Here is a 19,221-nt window from a genome sequence, read left to right on the forward strand (position 1 = left end):
TTCCTCAATGGGGCGGCTGCGGGATGATCCAGTCCTGCGGCAGTGAGGTGATGCCACGCGCCCGGTCGATGTTCTCGGCGATCTTGAGCGCGGCGTCGAGTTCGCTGATGCCGTGTTGCTGCATGAGCTGGTAACGCTCGGCTTTTTCTTCCGGTTCGGTTTGCGCGAGCGCGAGGTAGAGGCTGGGCGGCACCGCGCGAAACAGCAGCTCCATGCTGCGCGACAAGATCACCCCCTCCGAGAACTTGCCGGCCTCTTTGCGGGCCGAGAGCATCAGGGCTTTCTGCGCCGGGGTGAGTTCGCGGAATCTGGCGATCTTCTCCACCTCATCCGGCGGCATGCCCAGGCACAGCCACCACTCCATCATGTTCAGCATCGGCTCGGCGGCCTTGGGCAGGTCGTCGAGGTTCTGCGTCGCCAGCCAGAACCAGGCGCCCAGCTTGCGCCACATCTTGGTGATCTTGATGATGTAGGGCGCGAGCAACGGGTTCTTGGTGATGATGTGGCCCTCGTCGGTGACGTTGATGATGGGGCGGCCGAGGAACTGGTCGCGCTCGGCGAGGTTGTTGACCGTGTTGATCAGCGAGATGTAAGCGATGGAGAGCTGCGCGTTGTAGCCCTCGCGGGCATAGGTGGCCAGGTCGACGATGGTGATGTCGGCCTCGGGCCAGGGCGTGCCGGGGCGGTCGAACATCTCGCCATCGCTGCCCTGGGTGAACATGTCCATGGCATCGGCCATTTCCAGCAGCCGGGCCCGGCGCAGCTCGGGCAGGCTGGTATCGCGGCTGCGCTCGCGCAGCGCATCGCGCACGTCGCGGGTGAGCACCGTGCGCTGCGCGTCCACGCACAGCCGCGCGGCGTCGAGGATGCACTGGCGGACCAGGCTGCGATCCGCGCGGGTCATGCGCGCTTCTTCCTTGTCCTCGCCACCGGTGATCATCAGTCGCGCGGTGATCTCCAGCTCACCGAGCACGTCGCGCTGCTCGTCGCCCTCGAGCGCCGCGTGCTCGTCGTCCAGGGCATCGGCATCGAGCGTCTGTACCTGGCTGGGCGTTTCCACCAGACGCTGCGCGTCGGCGAAGGGCGCCAGGCTGACCCCGGCGCCAGGCGCGAGCTTGACCCGGTGCACGCTGAGGCCCAGCCGCGCGGCGAAATCGCCGTACAGGCCAAAGGAGTTGCCCGCCTCGACGATAAACAGCCGCGGTTGGTAGATGGCGGTGATCTGGTTGAGCAGATTGTTCAGCGTGGCCGACTTGCCAGAGCCGGTCGGGCCGGCGAGAAAAAGATGGGCGTTCATCTGCCGGTCGAGGCGATTGAGCGGGTCGAAGGTGATCGGCCCTCCGCCGCGATTGAACAGGGTGATGCCGGGGTGGCCGGTGCCCTGGCTGCGCCCCCACAGCGGCACCAGGTTCGCCGCATGCTGGGCGAACATCAACTGGGTGTACCACTGCTGCCGGTCTTTTGCCGGGTCGTAGACGCCGGGCAACCCGCGCAGGTAGGTGTTGAGCGGGGCCACCTCGTCTTCTTCGCGCACCGGCTGCAAGCCGGCGCCGAGCAGCACGTTGCCCAGTTGCAGGCCGCGAGCGTCCAGTTCCGCCTGGTCGCGGCCGCGCAGGTAAAAGGTCAGGGCGCTGCGGTACAGCTTGTGGGCGCTGCCGATCAGACTGCGGGCCTGTTGTACATCGGCGCGGGTCTGTTCCGAGGCGAGGGTGTCGCCGACGGCCTTGCGGCCCAGCTGGTTGAGGTGCGCTTCGAGCACGTCCTGCGGGGTGATGACCAACGTCAGGCACTGAATGGTGTCTTCCGGCAGTTGGTCGAACAGGGCGTTGATCGCCTCACCCTTGCGCGTTTCGCCGGTGACATGGCCGGTGCTGGGTGGGCTGCGTAGGCGGTCGACGGCAATGGCGCGGTGCGGCATGCCATCGAAGTACCACAGACCCTGGGCGACCTCCGAGCGCGGCTGGCTGAAGAACAGGCGCTGGCTGAAATCCGTGCCGCTGGCCAGCTCGACCTCGCCGGGCTCCTGTTCGTCCGGGTAGCGGGTCAGGGCATAGAAGCGTTCGCGGTCTTCGGCACTTTCACCGAGCTGGGTCGGATGTGGGTTGAACCAGCGCAACAGCCAGGCGTGGATGTCCGCCGCGCCCAGCCGCCGTGCGCGCACACCGGCATGGGCCAGGCTGCCGATGAGGCGCTCGCACACCCGGTTGAGCGCCTGCACGGGCGATTGCCCGCGGCGCTGCGGGGCCTGGCCGACCCGGCGGTAGACGACCAGCCGGGTGCGCCGGGTTTGCCCGCGCCAGGGCAGGCGGGTGACGGTGCGATCCTCGAACAGCCCGCCCGGTTTGGCGATGGCCTGCAGGTGATGGGCGAAGAAGCGCAGGTAGAACGCGGTGAAGGCGCTGCCCTGGGCGCGCGGCTGAACGTATTTGCGCAGCGCGTCGAGGTAGCGCTCCCAGTTGGGGTCGTCCTGGGCGTAGAACTGCACGACCCAGGGGTTGTCTTCCAGCTCGTCGAAGGCATCCTGCAGCACGTTTTCCAGAGTGTCGCGCACCTGCAGCAGCCAGGCCGGTTCGCGCCCCTCGGTGCCGACCGGCAGCAGTTCGTAGAAGGCGGCGACCGAGGTGCCGTCATCCAGCAGCATGCACTGCGACTCGGGCAGGTACTCGGCCCACGGCAGCAGGTTGGTGAACGAGGGGGCAACCGCGTAGAGTGCCTGCTCATCGGCCTGGGTAGCCGGCCGATGCGCGCTCTGTGCAGCACCGGGCTCGGTCAGGCCCTGGGCGTGCAACTCGGCGACGTGGCGCGCCCAGGCGTCTGCAGGTGGGGCGGGTGCCTTGGCCTGGGGCCGGCGCTTGAACCGCGGCCAGGCCATCAGTAGTCCTCCAGCCGTTCGCCGGGCAGGGCGTACTGCACCCGCTGGTACAGGGGAAACAGCGTGGTGTAGCCGGGCACCGGCACCGGGTCGCTGCCGGCCAGGTGGGGGAACACGTACATCAGCAGATCGGGATTGGGCAGGCGGTGGAACTGCCGGTAGATCTCGTTGGCCGCCGTGCGCGTGTAGCGGGTCTGCACGGCCAGCGCAGCCTGTAGATCGGCTTCGTTCAGCGGCCGGCGCAGGGCCTGACGCGCATCGAGCAGGTGCCGGGCGCTGCCGCCGCCGGTCTCGACGGTCCAGATATCGTGCATCGTGGTGTCGTCGTGTGGCAGCAGTTCTTCCTTGCTGGTGGCGCAGCCACCGAGCAGCAGCGCCATGGCCAGCAGGGCCAGGCCGTCAGTCCAGTTCTTGCGCATGGGAGAGCCCTCCAAGGCGGTGATCGACGCGGCGACCGGCGGGGTCGTAGTCGAGGGTCAGGGGTTGTTCGAGGTGCACGGCTACCTGGGCACCGGGCTTGACGTAGACGGCGGCGAACGCCTGGCCGTAGAGCTTGTTGACCCAGGCGGACATGTCCTGCACGCCACCGGCGAGGATGCGGCCCATGGCCTCGTTGGCGCCGATGCCCACGGTGCCGACCGAGCCGTCGCTGCTCATATAGGAGACCTGGCCGCTATCGGCGTCGATCAGCGAGGCGACTCCAGCTCCGGCCGCCGTGATCAGGGCCTGCGAGCCAAGGTATTGTTGGGCGTTGCTGCGCCGCTGGCCGGATACGCAGGGGATGCCATGCGGGTCGCTGATCCAGCCCATGCCGTCCTGGGTGTTGTTGCCGCCGTTGTTCTGGCGGTTGCCGCCGCGCTCGTCGTCGTTCGGCAGGGTACGGATGGTGCCGTCCTCGAAAACGAAGGTGACCGAACGGATCTGCCCGCGCACGCAGGACAGCGTCCAGTCGCCCGAGGCCGTGCCGCTGACCACGGCACCGGCCACGTCCGGAATGTCGATGCCGTTGGCGGTGAGGTTGTCCCGCCCGATCAGGACTTTGAAGGGGTAGGGGTCGTTGACGGTGCCATCGATGGGGACGCGGCCGATCAGCGCCGTCATGGCGATCGAGCCCATCAGGGTCGAGTTGGTTGGCACGGTGTAAACCGCCGTCGTCTCCGCTACGCCCGCTGCGCGGCGACCGGCGTCGACGGCGGAGCTGGCGGTGCTTTCCAGCGTCTTCTGCGCCGGCCCGAAACTGGTGGGAAAACTGAAGTTGCCGGCATTGCCGGCCGTGCGCGGCTGGCCATCGTCACGCCGGTCTTCCGGCTCGATCCAGCGCAGGGTGTCGCCAGGCAGGCCGTCGCTGGGCTCAAGACCCAGGCCGACCGGCAGATCGGCGTGGCCATCCGTGCCGATGCCATCGAGCCGCTGCTGCAGTTGCTGCAGCAGGCCCTGGGTTTGCTGGCGTTCGCTGCTGAGCTGCTGGCGGCCCTGGTGCAGCTGGTTGCGCTCGCTGTCGAGCGCGCTCTGGATGCGCTGGTCGATGGCCCCTTCGCGTTGGCGCAAGCGCTGGTTCTCGTCGCGCTGCACCTTGTTGTCACTCAGTGCGGTCTGCAACTCGGTGCGCAGTTGGCGAACCTGGGCGACCAGCGTCGCCACAGTGTCGCGCGGAGTGTCGCCCTCAATGCCGAGGGCTTTGGCTTCATCGGGAGTGAGCCGGGTTGCGTCTTCCAGCGTACTGGGCGCGTCGTTGCCGCCGGAGAACAGCTTGACGCCGACGAACACCAGCAACAGCACCAGGGGGATCATCAACCACTTGAGCAGGCCATTACTGTGCATCGCGGCCTCCCTGGTGTGATGGCACGGGTAGGTTGAGGGCGGCGTCGATGGGCGCAATGCTCGGCAATAGGGCTTGTGCCAGGCCGTGTCCACGGGTGACGAGGTAGACAACGGTGGTGTCCTCCGGCGTGCCACGCGGGCCCAGCGTCGAATGCTGGAAGGTCGCCGTGAGGAAGTGCCCCTGCAGCGCGCGCGGGTCCAGCTCCAGCCAGTGCGCGGCGCTGTTGCGCAGGCGCACAGCACTGACCCACAGGTTGTCCAGGCGCCAGGTCGCCAGCGCGTGCGCCTGTACCGGCAGGGTCGGTAGCAGGGTGTCGAGCGGCAGGTCGCGCCTCAGAGTGGCGCGAGTGACGCCCGGCACCGGTTCGACGGTGCGTAACGGGGCGTAGAGGTTCTGGGCTGCGTAGCGGGTCAGGATCACGGGCTGCGGTGTGGCCGGTGCAGGAGCTGGTTTGGCACTGCCATCATCGGCCGCGGAGGCAGTCGCGGGTGATGTGGCCGATACTGCCTCAATGATGCGCACCGGCTCCAGAGGCGGCTGACCGTCCTGGGCAGGTTCGGCGGCGATGTCGAGCAGAATCACCGTGCCGGTATCGGCGTCCTGCAGCTGCAGCCGGGTTGGTTCGATCGGCTCGCTGGCCAGCAGGTAGATCGCACCGGCGGCGCTCTGTACACGCAGGCGATTGCCGAGCGAGGCCGGCACGCCGACGCGGACATTGCGCTCGACGAAGACGACGCGTTCCTGATCGACCACCAGCGGCAGGGCCAAGGGCAGGCGCTCCCAGCGTAGAATTTCGGTGGCCTGGGCGATGCTGAACGGGGCCAGCGCGAACGTCGCGAGGGCCAGGGGCAAGAAGCGGTTCATGGTGTGTTTTCCGGGGCAGGGGCGGGCGTGGCCGCCGGATCGACAGGGCTGGCAATGCGCTGCGGCGCGCCTTCGTAGCAGTCGATGACCAGCCCGAATGGGTTGCGCTGCGGGTCGACGTCGCTGCGCAGGACCTTCAGCGGGTAGCGCACCAGGGCGCGTTTGACCTGCTCCGAGGCGTAGTACTCGTCGGCCGTGACATCGAGGTTCACCACCCATTCGCGGGTGGAGATGGTGCGCACGCGCAGCGTGGGGTTGTCGCCGTAACCGCGGCCGGGAATCTCGTAGATGCCGCGCACGCGCCGGCGTAGCTCGCCGCTGTTGCGGCGGTACTCGTAGTCTTGCTGCAAGAAAGCCTGGCAGGCGGGCGTGAGGTAGGGCGACAGCGCGTGCAGGTTGCGCGGGTAGTCGTCGTCGCCATTGGTCGGCCAACGCTGCAGCTGCTGCCAGACGTAAAAGGTGAAGGCGTACACGCTCTCGGGCGGCACGTCCCACCACGGGCGCGTACTGCCCGAGCGTAGGTCTGGCGGCACATGGATGGTCAAGTCGCGCGGCGCGCTCCACCAGCCGATGCCCATGACCAGTGCCAAGATCACCAGCAGGCTGGCCCCGATGCGCAGGGTCCTGATGTGGGCGTCGAGCCGCAGCACTTCGTTCTTGAACCGGCTCACGACGCCGTGCTCCTGCGCGTGGTCCAGTAACCGGAACGGGTCACCAGCAGATGGCCGTCGGTGAAGGTTGCGAGCAGCGGTAGGTTGAGCGCGATCCACCACTGCAATTGCCGGTACAGCCAGGTTTCGGGGCGGCCGCGCTTGAGCCGGCGCAGTGCGCCGCCGCCGATGAAAATCCCTGCGCAGACCGCAATCAGGATGGCCGTGGGGACGATGGCAATGATCGCGAATAGGATGGCCAGCGCCGTGCCGCTCGCCAGGCCAATCAGCCCTGACAAGCCTGCGCAGACCCACAGCTCATTCGCCGTCAGCCCGCGCACCACCACCGGGTGACGGTTGAGGCGGTGGGGCAGAAACAGCACCGTCCCGTCCAGGCGGATATCTTCAGCCATCTCGGCAGGCCTCGGTTCAGAGCACGCCGATGGCTTCGGTCAGCAGCCAGATGCCCACCACCAGCAGAATGGCACCGACCGCCACGGTCAGGCCGAACTGGCCCCAGGTCGAGCGGCCAATGTGGATCTCCGCGTAACGGGTGTAGGCGTGGTAGCAGACGCCGACGAACATCGAGGCGACCACCAGCAGGGCGATCAGCATCACGATGTCGTAGCCGTAGTTCTGCAGCGTTTGCAGGATCCCCGTGCCGACGCCGCGCGATGGGTTCTCCAGGGTGGGCAGGGCGGCCTGGGCGAATGGCGACAGCGCGCCGAACAGCGGCAGTGCCGCCAGAACAGTGAAGGCGCGTGGGAGGAAAGTACGGGCGAGCGGCTTCATCAGGATGACCTCTTACGAGAGCAGGAATAAGGTCAGCACCAGGTACAGCACGACGAAGCGCACCACGACGACCAGGAACTGACGGTGGGACAGCTGTTCTTCGGCCCAGCCGAGGTAAGCGCTGCGTATCGCCCAGGCACCCCACAGGAGCAGCACGGCGAACACCGCACCGAGCAGTACGGTTGCCATTTCGGTCGGGGTGAGGCCGCTGTTGGCCTGGAATGCGGTGATCTGCGCGGCGTTCATGGCGCCTCCTGTGCGTCGAGCGCGGCGGCAGGCTGGCGGTAATCGCCGAGCAGCTCGGCGGGATCGCGCGGCTGTGCACGCGAGGGCTTCAGGTAGTCGCGAATACCGCCGCGCACGCGCTCCAGGTCGGCGGCGAGACGGCCGTAGTCGAAGTGGTAACGGGCACGTTCGTCTGGCGGCTGTGCGGCTTGTTGCGCGACGAGGCGCTCGATGTTGTCGAGTTGGCGCAGCGCGGCCGCGAGGCGTGCATGCTCTGGCGTGGCATCGTCGGCGCTGGCGTGACCGGCTAGGCACAGACCGAGCAGCAGCGCCGGGATCAGACCGGATGCGTGATGCCTGTTGGCTGGAGAGAGCAGTCGCTTGGACATGGGGCAATCCACGATTGGCGAGCAATGGCGAGATGCTCCTCAGCAATCGCGGGCGATGCTGCAATCAATGCGGGATTGGCCGTGATCGGCTTGTTGGCTACCCTGGCGTGGTGATGTCGACGCACGTCGAAGTGCGAATCAGGTTTCCGACGGCCAGCTTCCCGCATGTGCGACACGCGCCCATTCCGCACCTGCCGTTCAGGCGATGGAAAGTGAGGAAAAAATCGGCATAATGGTCGGAAATGAGGATTTTCCTTTTAGAGTGAGGAAAATCCTGGCCACCTGAACCGAAGAAAGGATTTTGTGATGAACGCCGCGGGCTACTCGCTTCTCATCCAGCAGCTGGGACTCTCGGCGGTACCTCTCCGTCTGCCTGCCATTGTACAGCCGGTCACGCGCATTGAGTGCATCGGGCACACCTTGGCCGTGCCGCCGGCTATCGCGCCGGCGCCGGATGATCTGCTTGGCCACGTCTTGTTCGCCCTCAAGCACGAGGGCATCAACCTGGCGGTACTCGCCCAGGCGCTGCCGAGAATTCCGGCAGCAGCATTCGAGCAGGCCTACCAGGCTGCGCCCAACGGGATCTATATCCGGAAGGCCTGTTACCTCAGGGAAGCCTTTACCGGTGAGCCCATCGCGCAGCATGCCCCGGTCCGGGTGCCGTACAGCCCGCTGTTTGATCCGGAGCGCTACATCACGCGGCCGGGTGAGCGCAATGCGAAATGGCGCATCGAGTTCAACGGTCTGGGCGATCTTACCTACTGCGCTACGGTCGAGCGCACCCCGCTCATCACCGAGCTGCTGGCCCATGACATCCTCGGCCGGGCCAAAGTCTTCATCGAATCGCTGCCCCCGATCATGATGGACCGGGCGCTCAACTGGGCCTACCTGCACGAGACCAAGGATTCCTTCGCCATCGAGCGGGAGGCGCCGACGGAGGACAAATCCCGGCGTTTCATCCAGCTGTTGCGCCAGGCCCATGAGCGCCAGCCGCTGACTGAGGACTACCTGGTGAACCTGCAGAACGCGACGGTCTCCAACCCCCTCGATATGGCTGCAGCGTTCAGGCATGAGCAGAACCACCTCTCCGATGGTACCCAGGGGGCCGTCGGGGTGACATATCTGCCGCCACCCCCGGAGCTCTGCCGGGAACTGATGGAGAGCCTGATGGGGTTTGCCAATGAGGCCCCGACCCAGATCGATCCACTGGTGGCCGCCGGCATCATCTCGTTTGGCTTCGTACTCATCCATCCCTTCATGGACGGCAACGGGCGTCTGTCTCGGTTCCTGATCCACCAAGCGCTGTGCCGCGCCGGCGCGCTGGAAAACGGGCTGCTGTTACCCGTTTCGGTGGCGATGAAACGCCAGGAACGCCAGTATCTGGAGACGCTGCAGTCCTTCTCCCGGCCGGTGCGTGATTTCTGGGACGTGCAGTGGATCGACTTCGGCCAGTACGGTTTCGAGTTCCGCGGGGACAACGCGGTGTATCGCTTCTGGGATGCGACGCCCTGCGTTGCCTTCACCCTGGAGATGGCCAGGGTGGCGCTTGAAGTCGAGCTGCACAAGGAAACGGCCTTCCTGGCGTGCTACGACACGGTCTACCGGGCCGTGGACGAACGCTACGACCTGCGTGGGAGTGATCTCGCCAACCTGGTGATGATGTGCTTGTCCAATGATGGGATCGTCTCCAACAACCGGCGCAAGCAGTATCAGTACCGAGTTGCGGAAGAGGTCTTCGACTTCATCGAGCAGATGGCCCAGCAGGTGCTGGCGGCGCAACGGGTCGAGGCCGCAGACAAATGAGCGACCGCTGCCGCGCTATAGGTACTTCTTGAAGTTTGCCGCAGTGATGTTCACCGCCAGGCCGAGCAGCGCCGCGCTCGGCAGCAGCACCAGCAACGGGTGCACGCTCACAGGCAGGGTGAGGTAGAGGATCCACGGCAGGACGGCCAGCGGCATCAGGCTCGCTTTGGCGCGGTGGTAGATAAAACCCGACTCGCGGCCGGCGCCGAACTTGCGAATATCGCGGCGCACCAGGCCATCGATCAGGCCGACGAAGGCGGCCAGCAGAAACAGCGGCAGCGTCAGCACCAAGACCAGCAGCCGCACCATGAAGGTCAATGTCGTGAACGCTGCGGCGATCAGGTAGCGCTCGCTCCAAACGTAGACCTGGCTGATGTAGTAGCGGACGTCTCGGGCATCGCCATGACTCGGGGCGCGCGAGCGCGAGCGCGCCGATGCCTGGCTCATCCAGTCGAGCAGGCCGGTCTTCACGAAGAGCCATTGGTAGGCACTCTCAACCAATTGATGTGCGGTGCGCCCCGGCTCTTGCACCACCGCGCTGCGGGTGAAGTGGGTGGAGAGGTGGTTCAGTTCGTAGTCGAGCATGCCCTGGGCATGACGCCAGCCCTGGTCGGGCCAGAACAGGTGCATGCCGGCGCACTCGATGAGGATCGACAACAGCAGCGAGCCGATCAGCACGCCGAGCATGCGCAGCGGCAGGGTGACCATGCTGGCGAACACGCCTTGCTGACGGGCCTGTTCGCGCTGGGTGGTGGCGGCTGGATCCTTCATGGCCGTGCCTCGCCATCGACGGCCGTGTCCGGATCGGCCAGGTGGCGGAAGCCGTCGAGCAGGTCGTCGGGCAGCGGCTGATCCTGCAGGCCTGGCAGGCCCTGGTTGTCCCACCAGTCGCCGGCCTCGGCATAGTGTTGGCGCATGTAGCCGGCGAGCTGCTGGAGATCCTCGGGCAGGGCTTCATCAGGATCGGGGGCCGGCAGCGGCATGCGGATTTTCCACAGCTGGCCGCCTTGCAGCAGGGCAAAGGCCTGGCCTTTGGGCAGGCCGACCACGTGGGCGGGCTCGATCATCGGCACGCTGGCGGTGCTGATGCGGTCCTGTGCGTTGGAGGTGAAGTCGGTCGGCCCTCGCACATCGGAGCTGTCGGTGGCGCCGCTGACCAGTGTCGTGGTGTAGACGTCCACTTTGGGCAGTTGGCGGGTGAGCAGCTCGGCGGTCGCGGTCTCGCGCACCCTCAGCATGAACAGGTTGTTGAAGTTGCCGATGACCTGGCCGGCTTTGGCGCGGTTGCCGACACGCGCCTCGATGTCGCTGAGCGTCTGGGTGTAGGCCGTGACCTGCAGCCCGGCACCGCCGCCCTTGTTGACCAGCGGCACGAATTCGTCGCCCATCAGTTCATTGAATTCGTCCGCATGGACGTTGATCGGAACCCGGGCACCCGCCAGGGCGTCGGGCAGCCCCTCGTCGATGCCGAACTTGTAGATATGCCCGGCAACCGACACCAGATCGGCAAACATCGAGTTGCCGACAGCGGCGGCGACCTCGGCATCTGACAGGGCATCGAGGCCGACATAGACCACCGCGCGTTTGCGCACGATCTGCATCCAGTCGAAGATCGGCCGCGGATCGGCCAGATCCGCATAGTTGGGGGCGAGCAGTTGCGCGGTTTTGCCGGTGGTGAGCTTTTCCAGCAGCGGCAACAGGCTGGCGACGATCTTGTCGAAATAGGTGCGGTCGTAACGCACGGCGCTGCGCAGGCCGTCGAGTACCGGATCGTAGACGCGGACTTGCGACAGGTACTGCTCCAGCGCGACCACGCGTTTTTCCCGGCCGATCATGTTGCGCGGGATGTTTTTGTCATTCAGCCGCACTTCGAGCTGCACGATGATGTCCCAGGCCTTGGGTTCGTGCCGGGCGAAGTAATGTTGCGCGTACTCGATGAACAGCGCGTCGATATTGACCACGTGGCGCTGGATCAGCAGGTAGTCCGGGCGCTGGCCCAGCTCGACCAGGGCGCGGGCGATGATGTTGACGAAGCGCCAGGCGAACTCCCGGAACGCCGCGCTATTGCCCTCGCCGGAGAGCTGCCCGGCGATGCGCGTGGCCACCTCCGAGATTCTTCCGAAGCGGCCCACGGCGTTGTAGCGCGCGCTGAAATCCGGCCAGCCCAGGTGGAAGACATAGAACTCGCGTTCGCGACCGGTGCGCTTGGCCTCCACGTACATGCGCTTGAGCAGGTCCGCATCGCCTTTGGGGTCGAACACGATCACCACCTCATGCTCGCCGGCCGCATTACGCCGCCGAATGTCCTGGGTCACGAACAGCTCGGCCAAGCGGGTCTTGCCGACCCGGGTGGCACCCAGCACCAGCGAGTGCCCGACCCGTTCGCCGAGCGGCAGGCTGACATCGACTTCGTTCGGCTCGATGCCATGCAGCCGCGGCAGGCCGCCGACTGGCGGCAACGGGCGCACTGGGTTGAGTGCGATGTCCCAGGCGGTTAGCTTGGCCAGTTGCGACAGTGGAAACGGCGCGAACTCCAGTCGCTCTTCCAGGCGACGCGCCAACTGGTAGGCGGGCGTGGGCTCGACGTAACGGCGAAACTCGGGGCGGAAGGTCTGCGTCAGGCGGTGCGTGTGCCGTTGTTCCCAGCGAAATCCGCGGCCGATGAACAGCCGCTGCTGGCTGACCGGCACATCGCGGCTGGTCATCACGTAGCGCGGCAGGCGGCGGATGTTGCGCCGGTAGCGCAGGATCACCAGCGCATCGCGCAGGCGAATCGCGCCGAAGGCGAGGAAGGCCAGGGCGCTGCCCAGGCCAATCGTTGGGCTCAGCGCGAGCGACCAGGGGGCCACCAGGGACAGCAACGCGGCGGCGGCGCAGACCGCCACGGTGTACAGCTCCACCGCTGGCCGTAGCAGCACCTCGATCGCGTGGGGTTGGGCCATGGCCGGCGCTTCACTGTTCGAGGCCGGTGGCCGTGATCAGCACTGGGTAGTGACGCAAGCCGAGGCGCTCGGCGAGGTCGTCGCCGGTAACCGGCGACAGCGGCAGCCCTGGCACCAGCGCCCGCAGCGCGTCCAAAGACTCGGCCGAGCTGATATTGACGATCAGGCCCACGGCGCCGAGTTCGCGCAGGCGCGGCGCCCGCTGCTGCAGCCAGGCACGCGAGCGTTGGTCGTCGCCGACGAGAAAAAACGCCGGCAGCCCGGGCGCTTCGATCGTGCGCCGCGCCACAACGCCGGGCGACAGCCGCATGGAGCGCACCGGGGGCATGCTCGCTTCGTTGACCGCTTCAACTGGCGGACGCGGCATCTCTATCAGCGGCGCGCTGACTCCGGCGCGCGGTTGTAGGTTCAGGGCCTCGTAGTACGGCAAGGCCGAGGTGCCGCCACGATCGTCGACGATGATCAGCGCGTCGGCCTGGGCGATCACCGGCAGCCACAGCAGAGAGAGGCAGGCAACGAGGATGGGCAGGGCGTTCATGGCAGGTTCCTCCGGGAGCGGATGGCCGGTCGGGGTTCGCCCAGAACGCGAGCCAGGTGCTGGCTGACGTTGTGGCGGTAGCGCGCAGCCGGCGCACCACCGGCGGGGCGGTGGTAACGGCCGATGGCGAGCAGCCAGTCCTCACCGGCGACGTGCTGCTCGCGCAGGATCTCGGCGGCGATGGCCAGGTTGCGGTAGGGATCGAGCAGGTCGCAGAGCTGGGCGTAGCGCTGCGGGTGGTAGCCGAGATTGATCTGGCCGAGCCCCGCGTCGATCCGCGTGGCTGGTGTGCGCCTGAGTGCCTCGCGCAGCCCGGTGCAGGCCTCGGCGCGGGTGGCGTAGCGCTGCGATGTGCCGGCGACGTTGAGCGTCCACGGCCACGGCACCAGGCGGCCACCTACGCGGGTGCCGCTCTCCTGCAGTGCCACGGCGTACAAGACGGTCGAGGGAATGCCGGCGCGCTGGGCGGCAACCTGGTAGGCCGGTGGCGGGATTTCCCGCGCCTGAGCAGTACCGGTCAGCACACAGACCAGCAGCACGAGTGCAGTGCGGAGCGACATTACGGCTGCCGCTGCCATTGCCCGCCGACCTGGCGCACGACCGCCGGCAGGTCGCCTGGCAGCCCCAACGAAAGCCAGTGCCCCGCGTCGTGATTGAGCGTGACCTGGCCGCTGCGCACCTTGGTCGGCTCGATGCCAATGCGCTGTGCCCAGGCGCGGATGCGCGCGTCGTCGGCGCCGCTGTCGACGACGTAGATATCGAACGCCTTGCCGGCGGCCTGCAGCCGCAGCGCGGCTTGATCGCAGGTCGGACAGGCGTCCTCGACGAACACGGCGAGCCGTCCGCTCGCCGCTGGCACCACCGGCGAGAACGTCGGGCCGGCGTCGGGCAGGATGACGCGCGGCATATCGGCGTGGAGCCGCTGCCAGGCGTCGTCGTAAGCCCGTTGGTAAGCGAGCAGTTTCTCGACGCGCTGCGCTTCTGCCGCGACCTGCAGCTCCGCGTAGCGCTGCCGCTCCTGGTCGGAGCGCGCCTCGATACCCAGTGCAGTCAGCGGGTCGATGTGCGGCGAATAGACCCCCAGCGGCCCCTGCATCAGATCGCGGTAGCGCGTCCATTCCTCGACGCTCAGGCCCCAATCCCGTGCATGCTGCTCGTCGGCGCGTTCGAGAGCCAACGGCGGCTCGCGGCTGGGCCTGTTGTCGCTGCTGAGGGTTGGCGCGCCCTGGGCCAGGTTGCTGGTCAGCAGGAGGAGCAGGGTGGGAACGATACGGCGAGGCCTCATCTGACCCTCCTATCGCGCCGGAATGGGCAGGCGACGGCTATCGTCACCGTGCCGGAACACAGCGGTGTTTGGTTCGATAGCCTCGAGGTGCCAGCCGGCCTCGGTCTCGCCGGGGCGCAGCAGGCGAACCTGTGCGAGCGCGTCCGAAGCAGCAGGCATAATTGAGAGGAACTGCTCACCGGCACGCAGCTCCGTGCCGATCACTCGGAATGGCGGCTCGATGGCCTTGGGTTTGGCTAGTATCGCGGCGCGCTGGCGGGGCTGAGTCGGTGGTGCAGGCGGAGGTGCGCTGAGGCGCATTTCCAGTTGCTCAAGGCGCGCTTGCAGCGGCAGCAGATTGTCCGCTGCCGGCTGGCTGCCGAGCGACTCCTCGAACGCACTGAGCCGCTTCTCCATCGCCAGACGATCAGCCTCGTAGCGCGCCTGGGGCAGGGCGTCCGGCTGCTGCTGGACGTGCTCGACCTGCTGGGTCAGTTCGGCCAGGCGCTTTTCTAGCGCGGCGACCTGCAGGCTGGGTGCGCTGGTTTCGACCTGGGTCGCCAGACCTGACAGCGCAACGTGGTTGATCGCGACGGCGCCGCTGATGAGCAGCAGCCAGGTGGCTACGGCGACACGCATCAGGGGGCCGTGAGGACTAGATTCAAGGCCGGGCATCGTCGTCATGGCTGCGGCTCCCCAGTTGCACCTTGCAGGGGAACGCTATCAACGGTGGCCGGCCCCGCTTCGACAGGTATTGCGTCCGGCTGGCTGAAGCAGACGCTGCGCGTGCTGTGGTCGATGTGCAGCGTCCGCGCTGGCCCAGCCAGGGTCCGCAGGGCATCGCGCAGTTGTAACGGGCCGAGATGGTAGTGCGCCGCCGGCAGCGGGAGGCTGCCCAGCGCATCGGTGTCGCGTCCGCTGCAGAGCTGGTAGCCGGAGCGACGCAATACATGCCGTAGCGCATCTCCGACGCTGGCGTGTAGGGTGCGGGGAATGGCCACGTCGACCACCTGTAACAGCAGATCCTGCTGGGCGGCCGTCGGGGTCAGCTCGACCAGGGTGTAGCGGCCGTAGCGAACGACCGGGACGTACTCCTGATCCAGATCCGGAGCCGCGACCTCAGCGGGAACGGGAGAGGGCGCTGGAGGTGTTGCGCAGCCGGCCACCAGTGCGGCCAGCAGCAGGCAACTGCAGTAGGAACGGATGGCGTGCATGGCTCGGCTCTCGGCAAGGTCGAGCCGAGACCATCGCCACTGCGCGAGGTCGAGTCAGCAAACAATGGGAATCGCTGTGTTGCCGTTTTTACGGGGAAGTCTCAAAAGGGCAGCGGACTCAGCGGTGATCAAAAAACCAGCAGGTGGACCCGAGGCCCCATGCGTCGTGGGATTGGGATCTTATTGAAAGGGTTATGCACAGATTTTGTGGATAACTCGAAGCGGGCTTGTGCGGTTGCCGAACGGTGAGATGAGGCACAGTCGGGGGCATCGGCAAGGCCAGAGAGGCTGGAGGAGGGCGCTCGCGGAGTGCTGGTGTTCGGCAGAAAATGACCCACAGCCGCCGGTCAGACAGGCAGAAGCTGGCCGATTCTGTTGAAAAAGTAGCGGTCTCCCCATGCCGTTGGCAAAATTGCTTTGTCAGCGAGCGTGGGGGCGAACAGCATGATGGGACAGTTACCGGGAGGACAGCCGCGCCTGTTCTACTCGTTCAATCTGGAAGATCACGTCCCGGCCCAACATCTCCTGCGCAGCATCGACCAGTGCTTGGATCTCAGTGATCTACGTGCCTACCTGGCAGATTTCTATAGCCCCATCGGGCGTCCCTCGATTGACCCGGAGTTGATGGTGCGCATGCTGGTCGTCGGCTACTGCTATGGCATTCGTTCCGAGCGGCGATTGTGCGAAGAGGTGCACCTGAACCTGGCCTATCGCTGGTTCTGCCGGTTGGGTCTGGAAGACGAAGTCCCCAATCACTCGACCTTCTCGAAGAATCGCCATGGGCGTTTTCGTGACAGCGATCTATTCCGCTGGTTATTCAATGAGGTGCTGCGGCGCTGCATGGCAGCCGGCCTAGTCAAGGGTGAAGGTTTCGCCGTCGACGCCAGCATCATTAAGGCGGATGCCAGCCGGCAACGTGGGGTGGCGGGAGATGAGGTCGATTGGAACGATCCAAAGCTCAGCAGCCGCGCAGTGCGCGAGTACCTCGAAGCCCTTGATGAAGAGGCGCTGGCTGAGGCTCTTCCCAAGAAAATTTCGCTCACAGATCCTCAGTCCCGTTGGACAGCAGCGCCAGGTGGCCCGGCCTTTTTTGCCTACTCCACGAATTACCTGATCGACACTGAGCACGGTGTGATCATGGACGTGGAAGCTACCCCGGCGCACCGTACCGCCGAAGTCGATTCGACTAGGACGATGGTCGAGCGTGTCGAAGCGCAGTTCGATCTCGCCCCGGAACGCCTTATCGGCGATACCGCTTATGGCACCGCCCCGATGCTGGCCTGGATGGTCGAAGAAAAGGACATCGAACCGCATGTGCCGGTGTGGGACAAGACCGAGCGCAAGGACGACAGCCTCTCCAGTAACGACTTTCACTGGAGCCAGGACGCCAATGAATATCGCTGCCCAGCCGGCAAACCGCTACGCAGTGAATGGCGCGCCTTCACCCAGCAAAGATCGCGGGTAACCAAGGCCAACACCATCATTTACCGCTCAAGCCAAACCGACTGCGCCACCTGCCCGTTGAAAGCGAAATGCTGCCCCAACACTCCGAATCGGAAGATCGTCCGCAGCATCCATGAGGCTGCCCGCGATGTGGCCAGGCGCATCGCCAAGACACCGGAATACCTCGTCTCTCGCTGCGAACGTAAGAAGGTGGAGATGCTGTTCGCCCACCTCAAACGGATCATGAAACTCGACCGTTTACGACTGCGTGGCCTAACGGGTGCCACTGACGAATTCACCTTGGCTGCGATGGTGCAGAACCTGCGCCGCATGGCCAAGCTTTTGCCTCAAGGGCCACCGCTGACGGGATAGGTACGCCTGCTACGAGCAGAAACCCTCAAATTAACCCTTAAACCTGAGCAAGGACGCTCAGTGAAACGCCGGAAGGCAACTTGAAGTGGCTTGCAGCCACTTCGACAGCAGGCACATCCGACCGCCTTGCTGCCGCAGAACCTACTTTTTCAACAGAATCGGCCCGAAGCTGCCGGTCGCGACAGGTAACAACCGGCCGATTCTGTTGAAAAGGTCGGTCTTGGCCGGAGCCGCCTTTCCAGAGCTCAAAAACGCACGATTTGGGCGTTGCTGCGTGAAAACCAAGGTTGTTTTGTCTCCAGTACGGTTCAGATTTCAACGTAGGCAACGCTCTTTTGTGGGAAGAAATTGCAAAGGGACTTTTTCAACAGAATCGGCCAGTAACGGACATTCATGCGCGGACGTTTACGAAGACTTGGCCATTCAGTCAGCGGGCACGGATTGCGGGCAACAATGCGGATTCCACGCCATCCGGCCACCCAGTCCAGGCTTATCCGGCCGGGTATTCCACGCACATCCGGCCACCCACTCCACGGTCATTCGGCCGGGCAGTCGGAGCGCAGCGACGCAGGGCTGGCATTGTTAGTCCGAGGTGCCCGGCGTCGTCAATTTCTTCGCCCGTTTGCGCATCGATTCACCCTTCAGGTTGATCCGGTAGGCGTTGTGCACCAGCCGGTCGAGGATGGCGTCGGCCAGGGTCGGATCGCCGATCAGTTCGTGCCAGCTGTCCACTGGCATCTGGCTGGTCACGATGGTCGAGCGTTGGCCGTAGCGGTCGTCCAGTAGCTCCAGCATGTCGCGTCGTTGTTCAGCGGTGAACGGGGCCAGGCCCCAGTCGTCGAGGATCAGCAGGTCGGTCTTGGCGTAGCCGCTCATCAGCTTGGCGAAGCGGCCGTCGCCATGAGCCAGGCCCAGTTCTTCCAGCAGCCGCGGTAGGCGCAGGTAGCGCACGCTGTAAGCGTCTCGGCAGGCCTGGTGGGCCAGGGCGCAGGCCAGCCAAGTTTTGCCGACGCCGGTGGGGCCGCCGATGATCAGGTTGAGGCCGTCGCGCAGCCACTGGCCGCTGCTTAGCTGGAGTATCAGCGCCTTGTCCAGCCCGCGCGGGCTGCGGTAGTCGATATCCTCGAGGCAGGCGTTGTGCTTGAGCCGTGCTTGGCGCAGGCGGCTGCTCAGGCGCTTGTCGTCGCGCTCGGTCAGCTCGCGGTCGACCAGCAGGCCGAGGCGTTCTTCGAAGCTCAGGCTGTCGATGTCGGCGGTTTTCAGTTGCTCGTTCAGCGCCTTGAGCATGCCGTGCAGGCGCAGGGTTTGCAGCTTGTCCAGGGTCGGATGGGGCAGCATGGTGGGGTTCCTTGGGTTCAGTGGTAGTAGCCGGGGCCGCGCAGGTTGGCGTGGTCGTCCGGTAGTAGCGGCAGGTGCTGCTGGGCCAGTGGCAGGTTTTCCAGGCCTTGGCGCAGGATCGATTCGAGGCTCTTGTAGCTACAGGCACCGAGGCTGAGGGCGCGTTGGCAGGCCAGCTCCAGGCGCTCCTCGCCGTGGTGCTTGCCTAGGCGCAGGATGCCCAGGCAGGCGCGGTAGCCATGCTGCGGATGGACGCGCCGCTCGAGGATGTGGCCGATCACGCCGGCGGTGTTCGGCCCGGTCTGCTCGGCCCAGCGGATCAGCCGTTGTGGCGTCCATTCGGCGTGCTCGCGATGGCTCTTGGGCATGTGCTCGGTTTGCGTGCTGTGCCGGCCTTTATGCCGGGAGCGTACGTGGCTGGCCACCCGCTGGTTGGCGTGGAAGCACTCCACCGTGCGCGCCGTCAGGCGCACCTCCAGCTGCTTCTTCACCAGTTGATACGGCACCGAGTAGTAATGCCCGTCGACCTCGACGTGATAGTCGATGTGCACCCGCGCCTTCTTCCACTCGGCATAGACGTAGGGCTGCTCCGGCAACGGGCGCAGGGCCGGGCGATCCAGACTGGCGAAGGCCGATTGCCGGGAGCCCGGCAGCTTCTTGAACGGCCGTTGGTTGAGCCGCTCCAGCAGCACG

General features: G+C 65.8%; 20 protein-coding genes. 2 read left to right on the forward strand and 18 right to left on the reverse strand.

Annotation, left to right across the window (positions count from 1 at the left end; all coding sequences use genetic code 11):
* Positions 1-4: 4 nt before the first annotated feature.
* Genes AC19YY_RS30050 through AC19YY_RS30090 form a run of 9 tightly spaced genes read right to left on the reverse strand, consistent with a single transcriptional unit; the run spans position 5 to position 7,614 of the window.
* Positions 5-2,872, reverse strand: coding sequence for a conjugative transfer ATPase (locus tag AC19YY_RS30050; protein WP_500605248.1), 2,868 nt, complete (start codon positions 2,870-2,872; stop codon positions 5-7).
* Positions 2,872-3,291 (reverse strand): TIGR03751 family conjugal transfer lipoprotein, encoded by a 420-nt coding sequence (locus tag AC19YY_RS30055; protein WP_500605249.1) that lies wholly within the window; start codon positions 3,289-3,291, stop codon positions 2,872-2,874. Before AC19YY_RS30055 ends, AC19YY_RS30050 begins: the two co-directional genes overlap by 1 nt.
* Positions 3,272-4,693: a TIGR03752 family integrating conjugative element protein gene (locus AC19YY_RS30060; protein ID WP_500605250.1), complete on the reverse strand. Its 1,422-nt coding sequence runs from the start codon at positions 4,691-4,693 to the stop codon at positions 3,272-3,274. The genes AC19YY_RS30055 and AC19YY_RS30060 overlap by 20 nt, the downstream gene beginning before the upstream one ends.
* Complete coding sequence (locus AC19YY_RS30065) at positions 4,683-5,558, reverse strand: TIGR03749 family integrating conjugative element protein (protein WP_500605251.1); 876 nt, start codon at positions 5,556-5,558, stop codon at positions 4,683-4,685. The genes AC19YY_RS30060 and AC19YY_RS30065 overlap by 11 nt, the downstream gene beginning before the upstream one ends.
* The gene (locus tag AC19YY_RS30070) at positions 5,555-6,229 is read right to left on the reverse strand and encodes a PFL_4703 family integrating conjugative element protein (protein ID WP_500605252.1); all 675 of its coding nucleotides are present in this window, start codon (positions 6,227-6,229) and stop codon (positions 5,555-5,557) included. The genes AC19YY_RS30065 and AC19YY_RS30070 overlap by 4 nt, the downstream gene beginning before the upstream one ends.
* Complete coding sequence (locus AC19YY_RS30075; RefSeq protein ID WP_500605253.1) at positions 6,226-6,621, reverse strand: TIGR03750 family conjugal transfer protein; 396 nt, start codon at positions 6,619-6,621, stop codon at positions 6,226-6,228. The genes AC19YY_RS30070 and AC19YY_RS30075 overlap by 4 nt, the downstream gene beginning before the upstream one ends.
* Before the next feature lie 16 nt (positions 6,622-6,637).
* A complete protein-coding gene (locus tag AC19YY_RS30080; protein ID WP_500605254.1) occupies positions 6,638-7,000 on the reverse strand; it encodes a TIGR03745 family integrating conjugative element membrane protein in 363 nt (120 codons plus the stop codon).
* A gap of 12 nt (positions 7,001-7,012) precedes the next feature.
* Entirely contained in the window at positions 7,013-7,246 is a 234-nt protein-coding gene (locus tag AC19YY_RS30085; RefSeq protein WP_500605255.1) for a TIGR03758 family integrating conjugative element protein, read from the reverse strand.
* Positions 7,243-7,614, reverse strand: a complete 372-nt coding sequence (locus AC19YY_RS30090; RefSeq protein ID WP_500605256.1) for an integrative conjugative element protein, RAQPRD family — start codon at positions 7,612-7,614, stop codon at positions 7,243-7,245. The genes AC19YY_RS30085 and AC19YY_RS30090 overlap by 4 nt, the downstream gene beginning before the upstream one ends.
* A gap of 306 nt (positions 7,615-7,920) precedes the next feature.
* Between AC19YY_RS30090 and AC19YY_RS30095 the strand changes: the two genes are divergently transcribed.
* Positions 7,921-9,417 (forward strand): Fic family protein, encoded by a 1,497-nt coding sequence (locus AC19YY_RS30095; RefSeq protein ID WP_500605257.1) that lies wholly within the window; start codon positions 7,921-7,923, stop codon positions 9,415-9,417.
* A 15-nt stretch (positions 9,418-9,432) separates the two neighbouring features.
* Here AC19YY_RS30095 and AC19YY_RS30100 read toward each other — a convergent pair whose 3' ends face one another.
* From AC19YY_RS30100 to pilL2, 7 genes are read right to left on the reverse strand one after another with little or no spacing between them, the layout of a single operon-like run.
* Positions 9,433-10,188, reverse strand: coding sequence for a TIGR03747 family integrating conjugative element membrane protein (locus AC19YY_RS30100; protein ID WP_500605258.1), 756 nt, complete (start codon positions 10,186-10,188; stop codon positions 9,433-9,435).
* Entirely contained in the window at positions 10,185-12,359 is a 2,175-nt protein-coding gene (gene traD / locus AC19YY_RS30105) for a type IV conjugative transfer system coupling protein TraD (RefSeq protein WP_500605259.1), read from the reverse strand. The genes AC19YY_RS30100 and traD overlap by 4 nt, the downstream gene beginning before the upstream one ends.
* 10 nt (positions 12,360-12,369) lie before the next feature.
* Positions 12,370-12,897, reverse strand: coding sequence for an integrating conjugative element protein (locus AC19YY_RS30110; protein ID WP_500605260.1), 528 nt, complete (start codon positions 12,895-12,897; stop codon positions 12,370-12,372).
* The gene (locus tag AC19YY_RS30115) at positions 12,894-13,475 is read right to left on the reverse strand and encodes a lysozyme family protein (RefSeq protein ID WP_500605261.1); all 582 of its coding nucleotides are present in this window, start codon (positions 13,473-13,475) and stop codon (positions 12,894-12,896) included. The genes AC19YY_RS30110 and AC19YY_RS30115 overlap by 4 nt, the downstream gene beginning before the upstream one ends.
* The gene (locus AC19YY_RS30120; protein ID WP_500605262.1) at positions 13,457-14,182 is read right to left on the reverse strand and encodes a TIGR03759 family integrating conjugative element protein; all 726 of its coding nucleotides are present in this window, start codon (positions 14,180-14,182) and stop codon (positions 13,457-13,459) included. The genes AC19YY_RS30115 and AC19YY_RS30120 overlap by 19 nt, the downstream gene beginning before the upstream one ends.
* Before the next feature lie 9 nt (positions 14,183-14,191).
* Positions 14,192-14,845 carry a hypothetical protein gene (locus AC19YY_RS30125; RefSeq protein WP_500605263.1) on the reverse strand — a complete coding sequence of 218 codons (654 nt, stop codon included), beginning with the start codon at positions 14,843-14,845 and terminating at the stop codon, positions 14,192-14,194.
* A complete protein-coding gene (gene pilL2 / locus AC19YY_RS30130) occupies positions 14,842-15,375 on the reverse strand; it encodes a PFGI-1 class ICE element type IV pilus protein PilL2 (protein WP_500605264.1) in 534 nt (177 codons plus the stop codon). The genes AC19YY_RS30125 and pilL2 overlap by 4 nt, the downstream gene beginning before the upstream one ends.
* 444 nt (positions 15,376-15,819) lie before the next feature.
* Between pilL2 and AC19YY_RS30135 the strand changes: the two genes are divergently transcribed.
* Complete coding sequence (locus AC19YY_RS30135; protein WP_500605265.1) at positions 15,820-17,190, forward strand: IS1182-like element ISCfr1 family transposase; 1,371 nt, start codon at positions 15,820-15,822, stop codon at positions 17,188-17,190.
* Between the two features lie 582 nt (positions 17,191-17,772).
* Here the strand turns inward: AC19YY_RS30135 and istB are convergent.
* Both istB and AC19YY_RS30145 read right to left on the reverse strand, forming a co-directional pair.
* Positions 17,773-18,528: an IS21-like element helper ATPase IstB gene (gene istB / locus AC19YY_RS30140; protein ID WP_258153256.1), complete on the reverse strand. Its 756-nt coding sequence runs from the start codon at positions 18,526-18,528 to the stop codon at positions 17,773-17,775.
* A 17-nt stretch (positions 18,529-18,545) separates the two neighbouring features.
* Positions 18,546-19,221 (reverse strand): Mu transposase domain-containing protein (locus tag AC19YY_RS30145; RefSeq protein ID WP_500605266.1); only part of this gene is annotated, 676 nt, incomplete at its 5' end.

Source organism: Pseudomonas sp. MF09156 (assembly GCF_059862305.1).

Bases quoted from the DNA above. Each gene is read 5' to 3' on its own strand.
- AC19YY_RS30125 (WP_500605263.1), bottom strand. From the start codon at position 14,845: ATGACGACGATGCCCGGCCTTGAATCTAGTCCTCACGGCCCCCTGATG.
- istB (WP_258153256.1), bottom strand. From the start codon at position 18,528: ATGCTGCCCCATCCGACCCTGGACAAGCTGCAAACCCTGCGCCTGCAC.
- traD (WP_500605259.1), bottom strand. From the start codon at position 12,359: ATGGCCCAACCCCACGCGATCGAGGTGCTGCTACGGCCAGCGGTGGAG.
- AC19YY_RS30065 (WP_500605251.1), bottom strand. From the start codon at position 5,558: ATGAACCGCTTCTTGCCCCTGGCCCTCGCGACGTTCGCGCTGGCCCCG.
- AC19YY_RS30080 (WP_500605254.1), bottom strand. From the start codon at position 7,000: ATGAAGCCGCTCGCCCGTACTTTCCTCCCACGCGCCTTCACTGTTCTG.
- AC19YY_RS30110 (WP_500605260.1), bottom strand. From the start codon at position 12,897: ATGAACGCCCTGCCCATCCTCGTTGCCTGCCTCTCTCTGCTGTGGCTG.
- AC19YY_RS30095 (WP_500605257.1), top strand. From the start codon at position 7,921: ATGAACGCCGCGGGCTACTCGCTTCTCATCCAGCAGCTGGGACTCTCG.
- AC19YY_RS30120 (WP_500605262.1), bottom strand. From the start codon at position 14,182: ATGAGGCCTCGCCGTATCGTTCCCACCCTGCTCCTCCTGCTGACCAGC.
- AC19YY_RS30050 (WP_500605248.1), bottom strand. From the start codon at position 2,872: ATGGCCTGGCCGCGGTTCAAGCGCCGGCCCCAGGCCAAGGCACCCGCC.
- AC19YY_RS30055 (WP_500605249.1), bottom strand. From the start codon at position 3,291: ATGCGCAAGAACTGGACTGACGGCCTGGCCCTGCTGGCCATGGCGCTG.
- AC19YY_RS30100 (WP_500605258.1), bottom strand. From the start codon at position 10,188: ATGAAGGATCCAGCCGCCACCACCCAGCGCGAACAGGCCCGTCAGCAA.
- AC19YY_RS30090 (WP_500605256.1), bottom strand. From the start codon at position 7,614: ATGTCCAAGCGACTGCTCTCTCCAGCCAACAGGCATCACGCATCCGGT.
- AC19YY_RS30115 (WP_500605261.1), bottom strand. From the start codon at position 13,475: ATGGCAGCGGCAGCCGTAATGTCGCTCCGCACTGCACTCGTGCTGCTG.
- pilL2 (WP_500605264.1), bottom strand. From the start codon at position 15,375: ATGCACGCCATCCGTTCCTACTGCAGTTGCCTGCTGCTGGCCGCACTG.
- AC19YY_RS30135 (WP_500605265.1), top strand. From the start codon at position 15,820: ATGATGGGACAGTTACCGGGAGGACAGCCGCGCCTGTTCTACTCGTTC.
- AC19YY_RS30060 (WP_500605250.1), bottom strand. From the start codon at position 4,693: ATGCACAGTAATGGCCTGCTCAAGTGGTTGATGATCCCCCTGGTGCTG.
- AC19YY_RS30075 (WP_500605253.1), bottom strand. From the start codon at position 6,621: ATGGCTGAAGATATCCGCCTGGACGGGACGGTGCTGTTTCTGCCCCAC.
- AC19YY_RS30085 (WP_500605255.1), bottom strand. From the start codon at position 7,246: ATGAACGCCGCGCAGATCACCGCATTCCAGGCCAACAGCGGCCTCACC.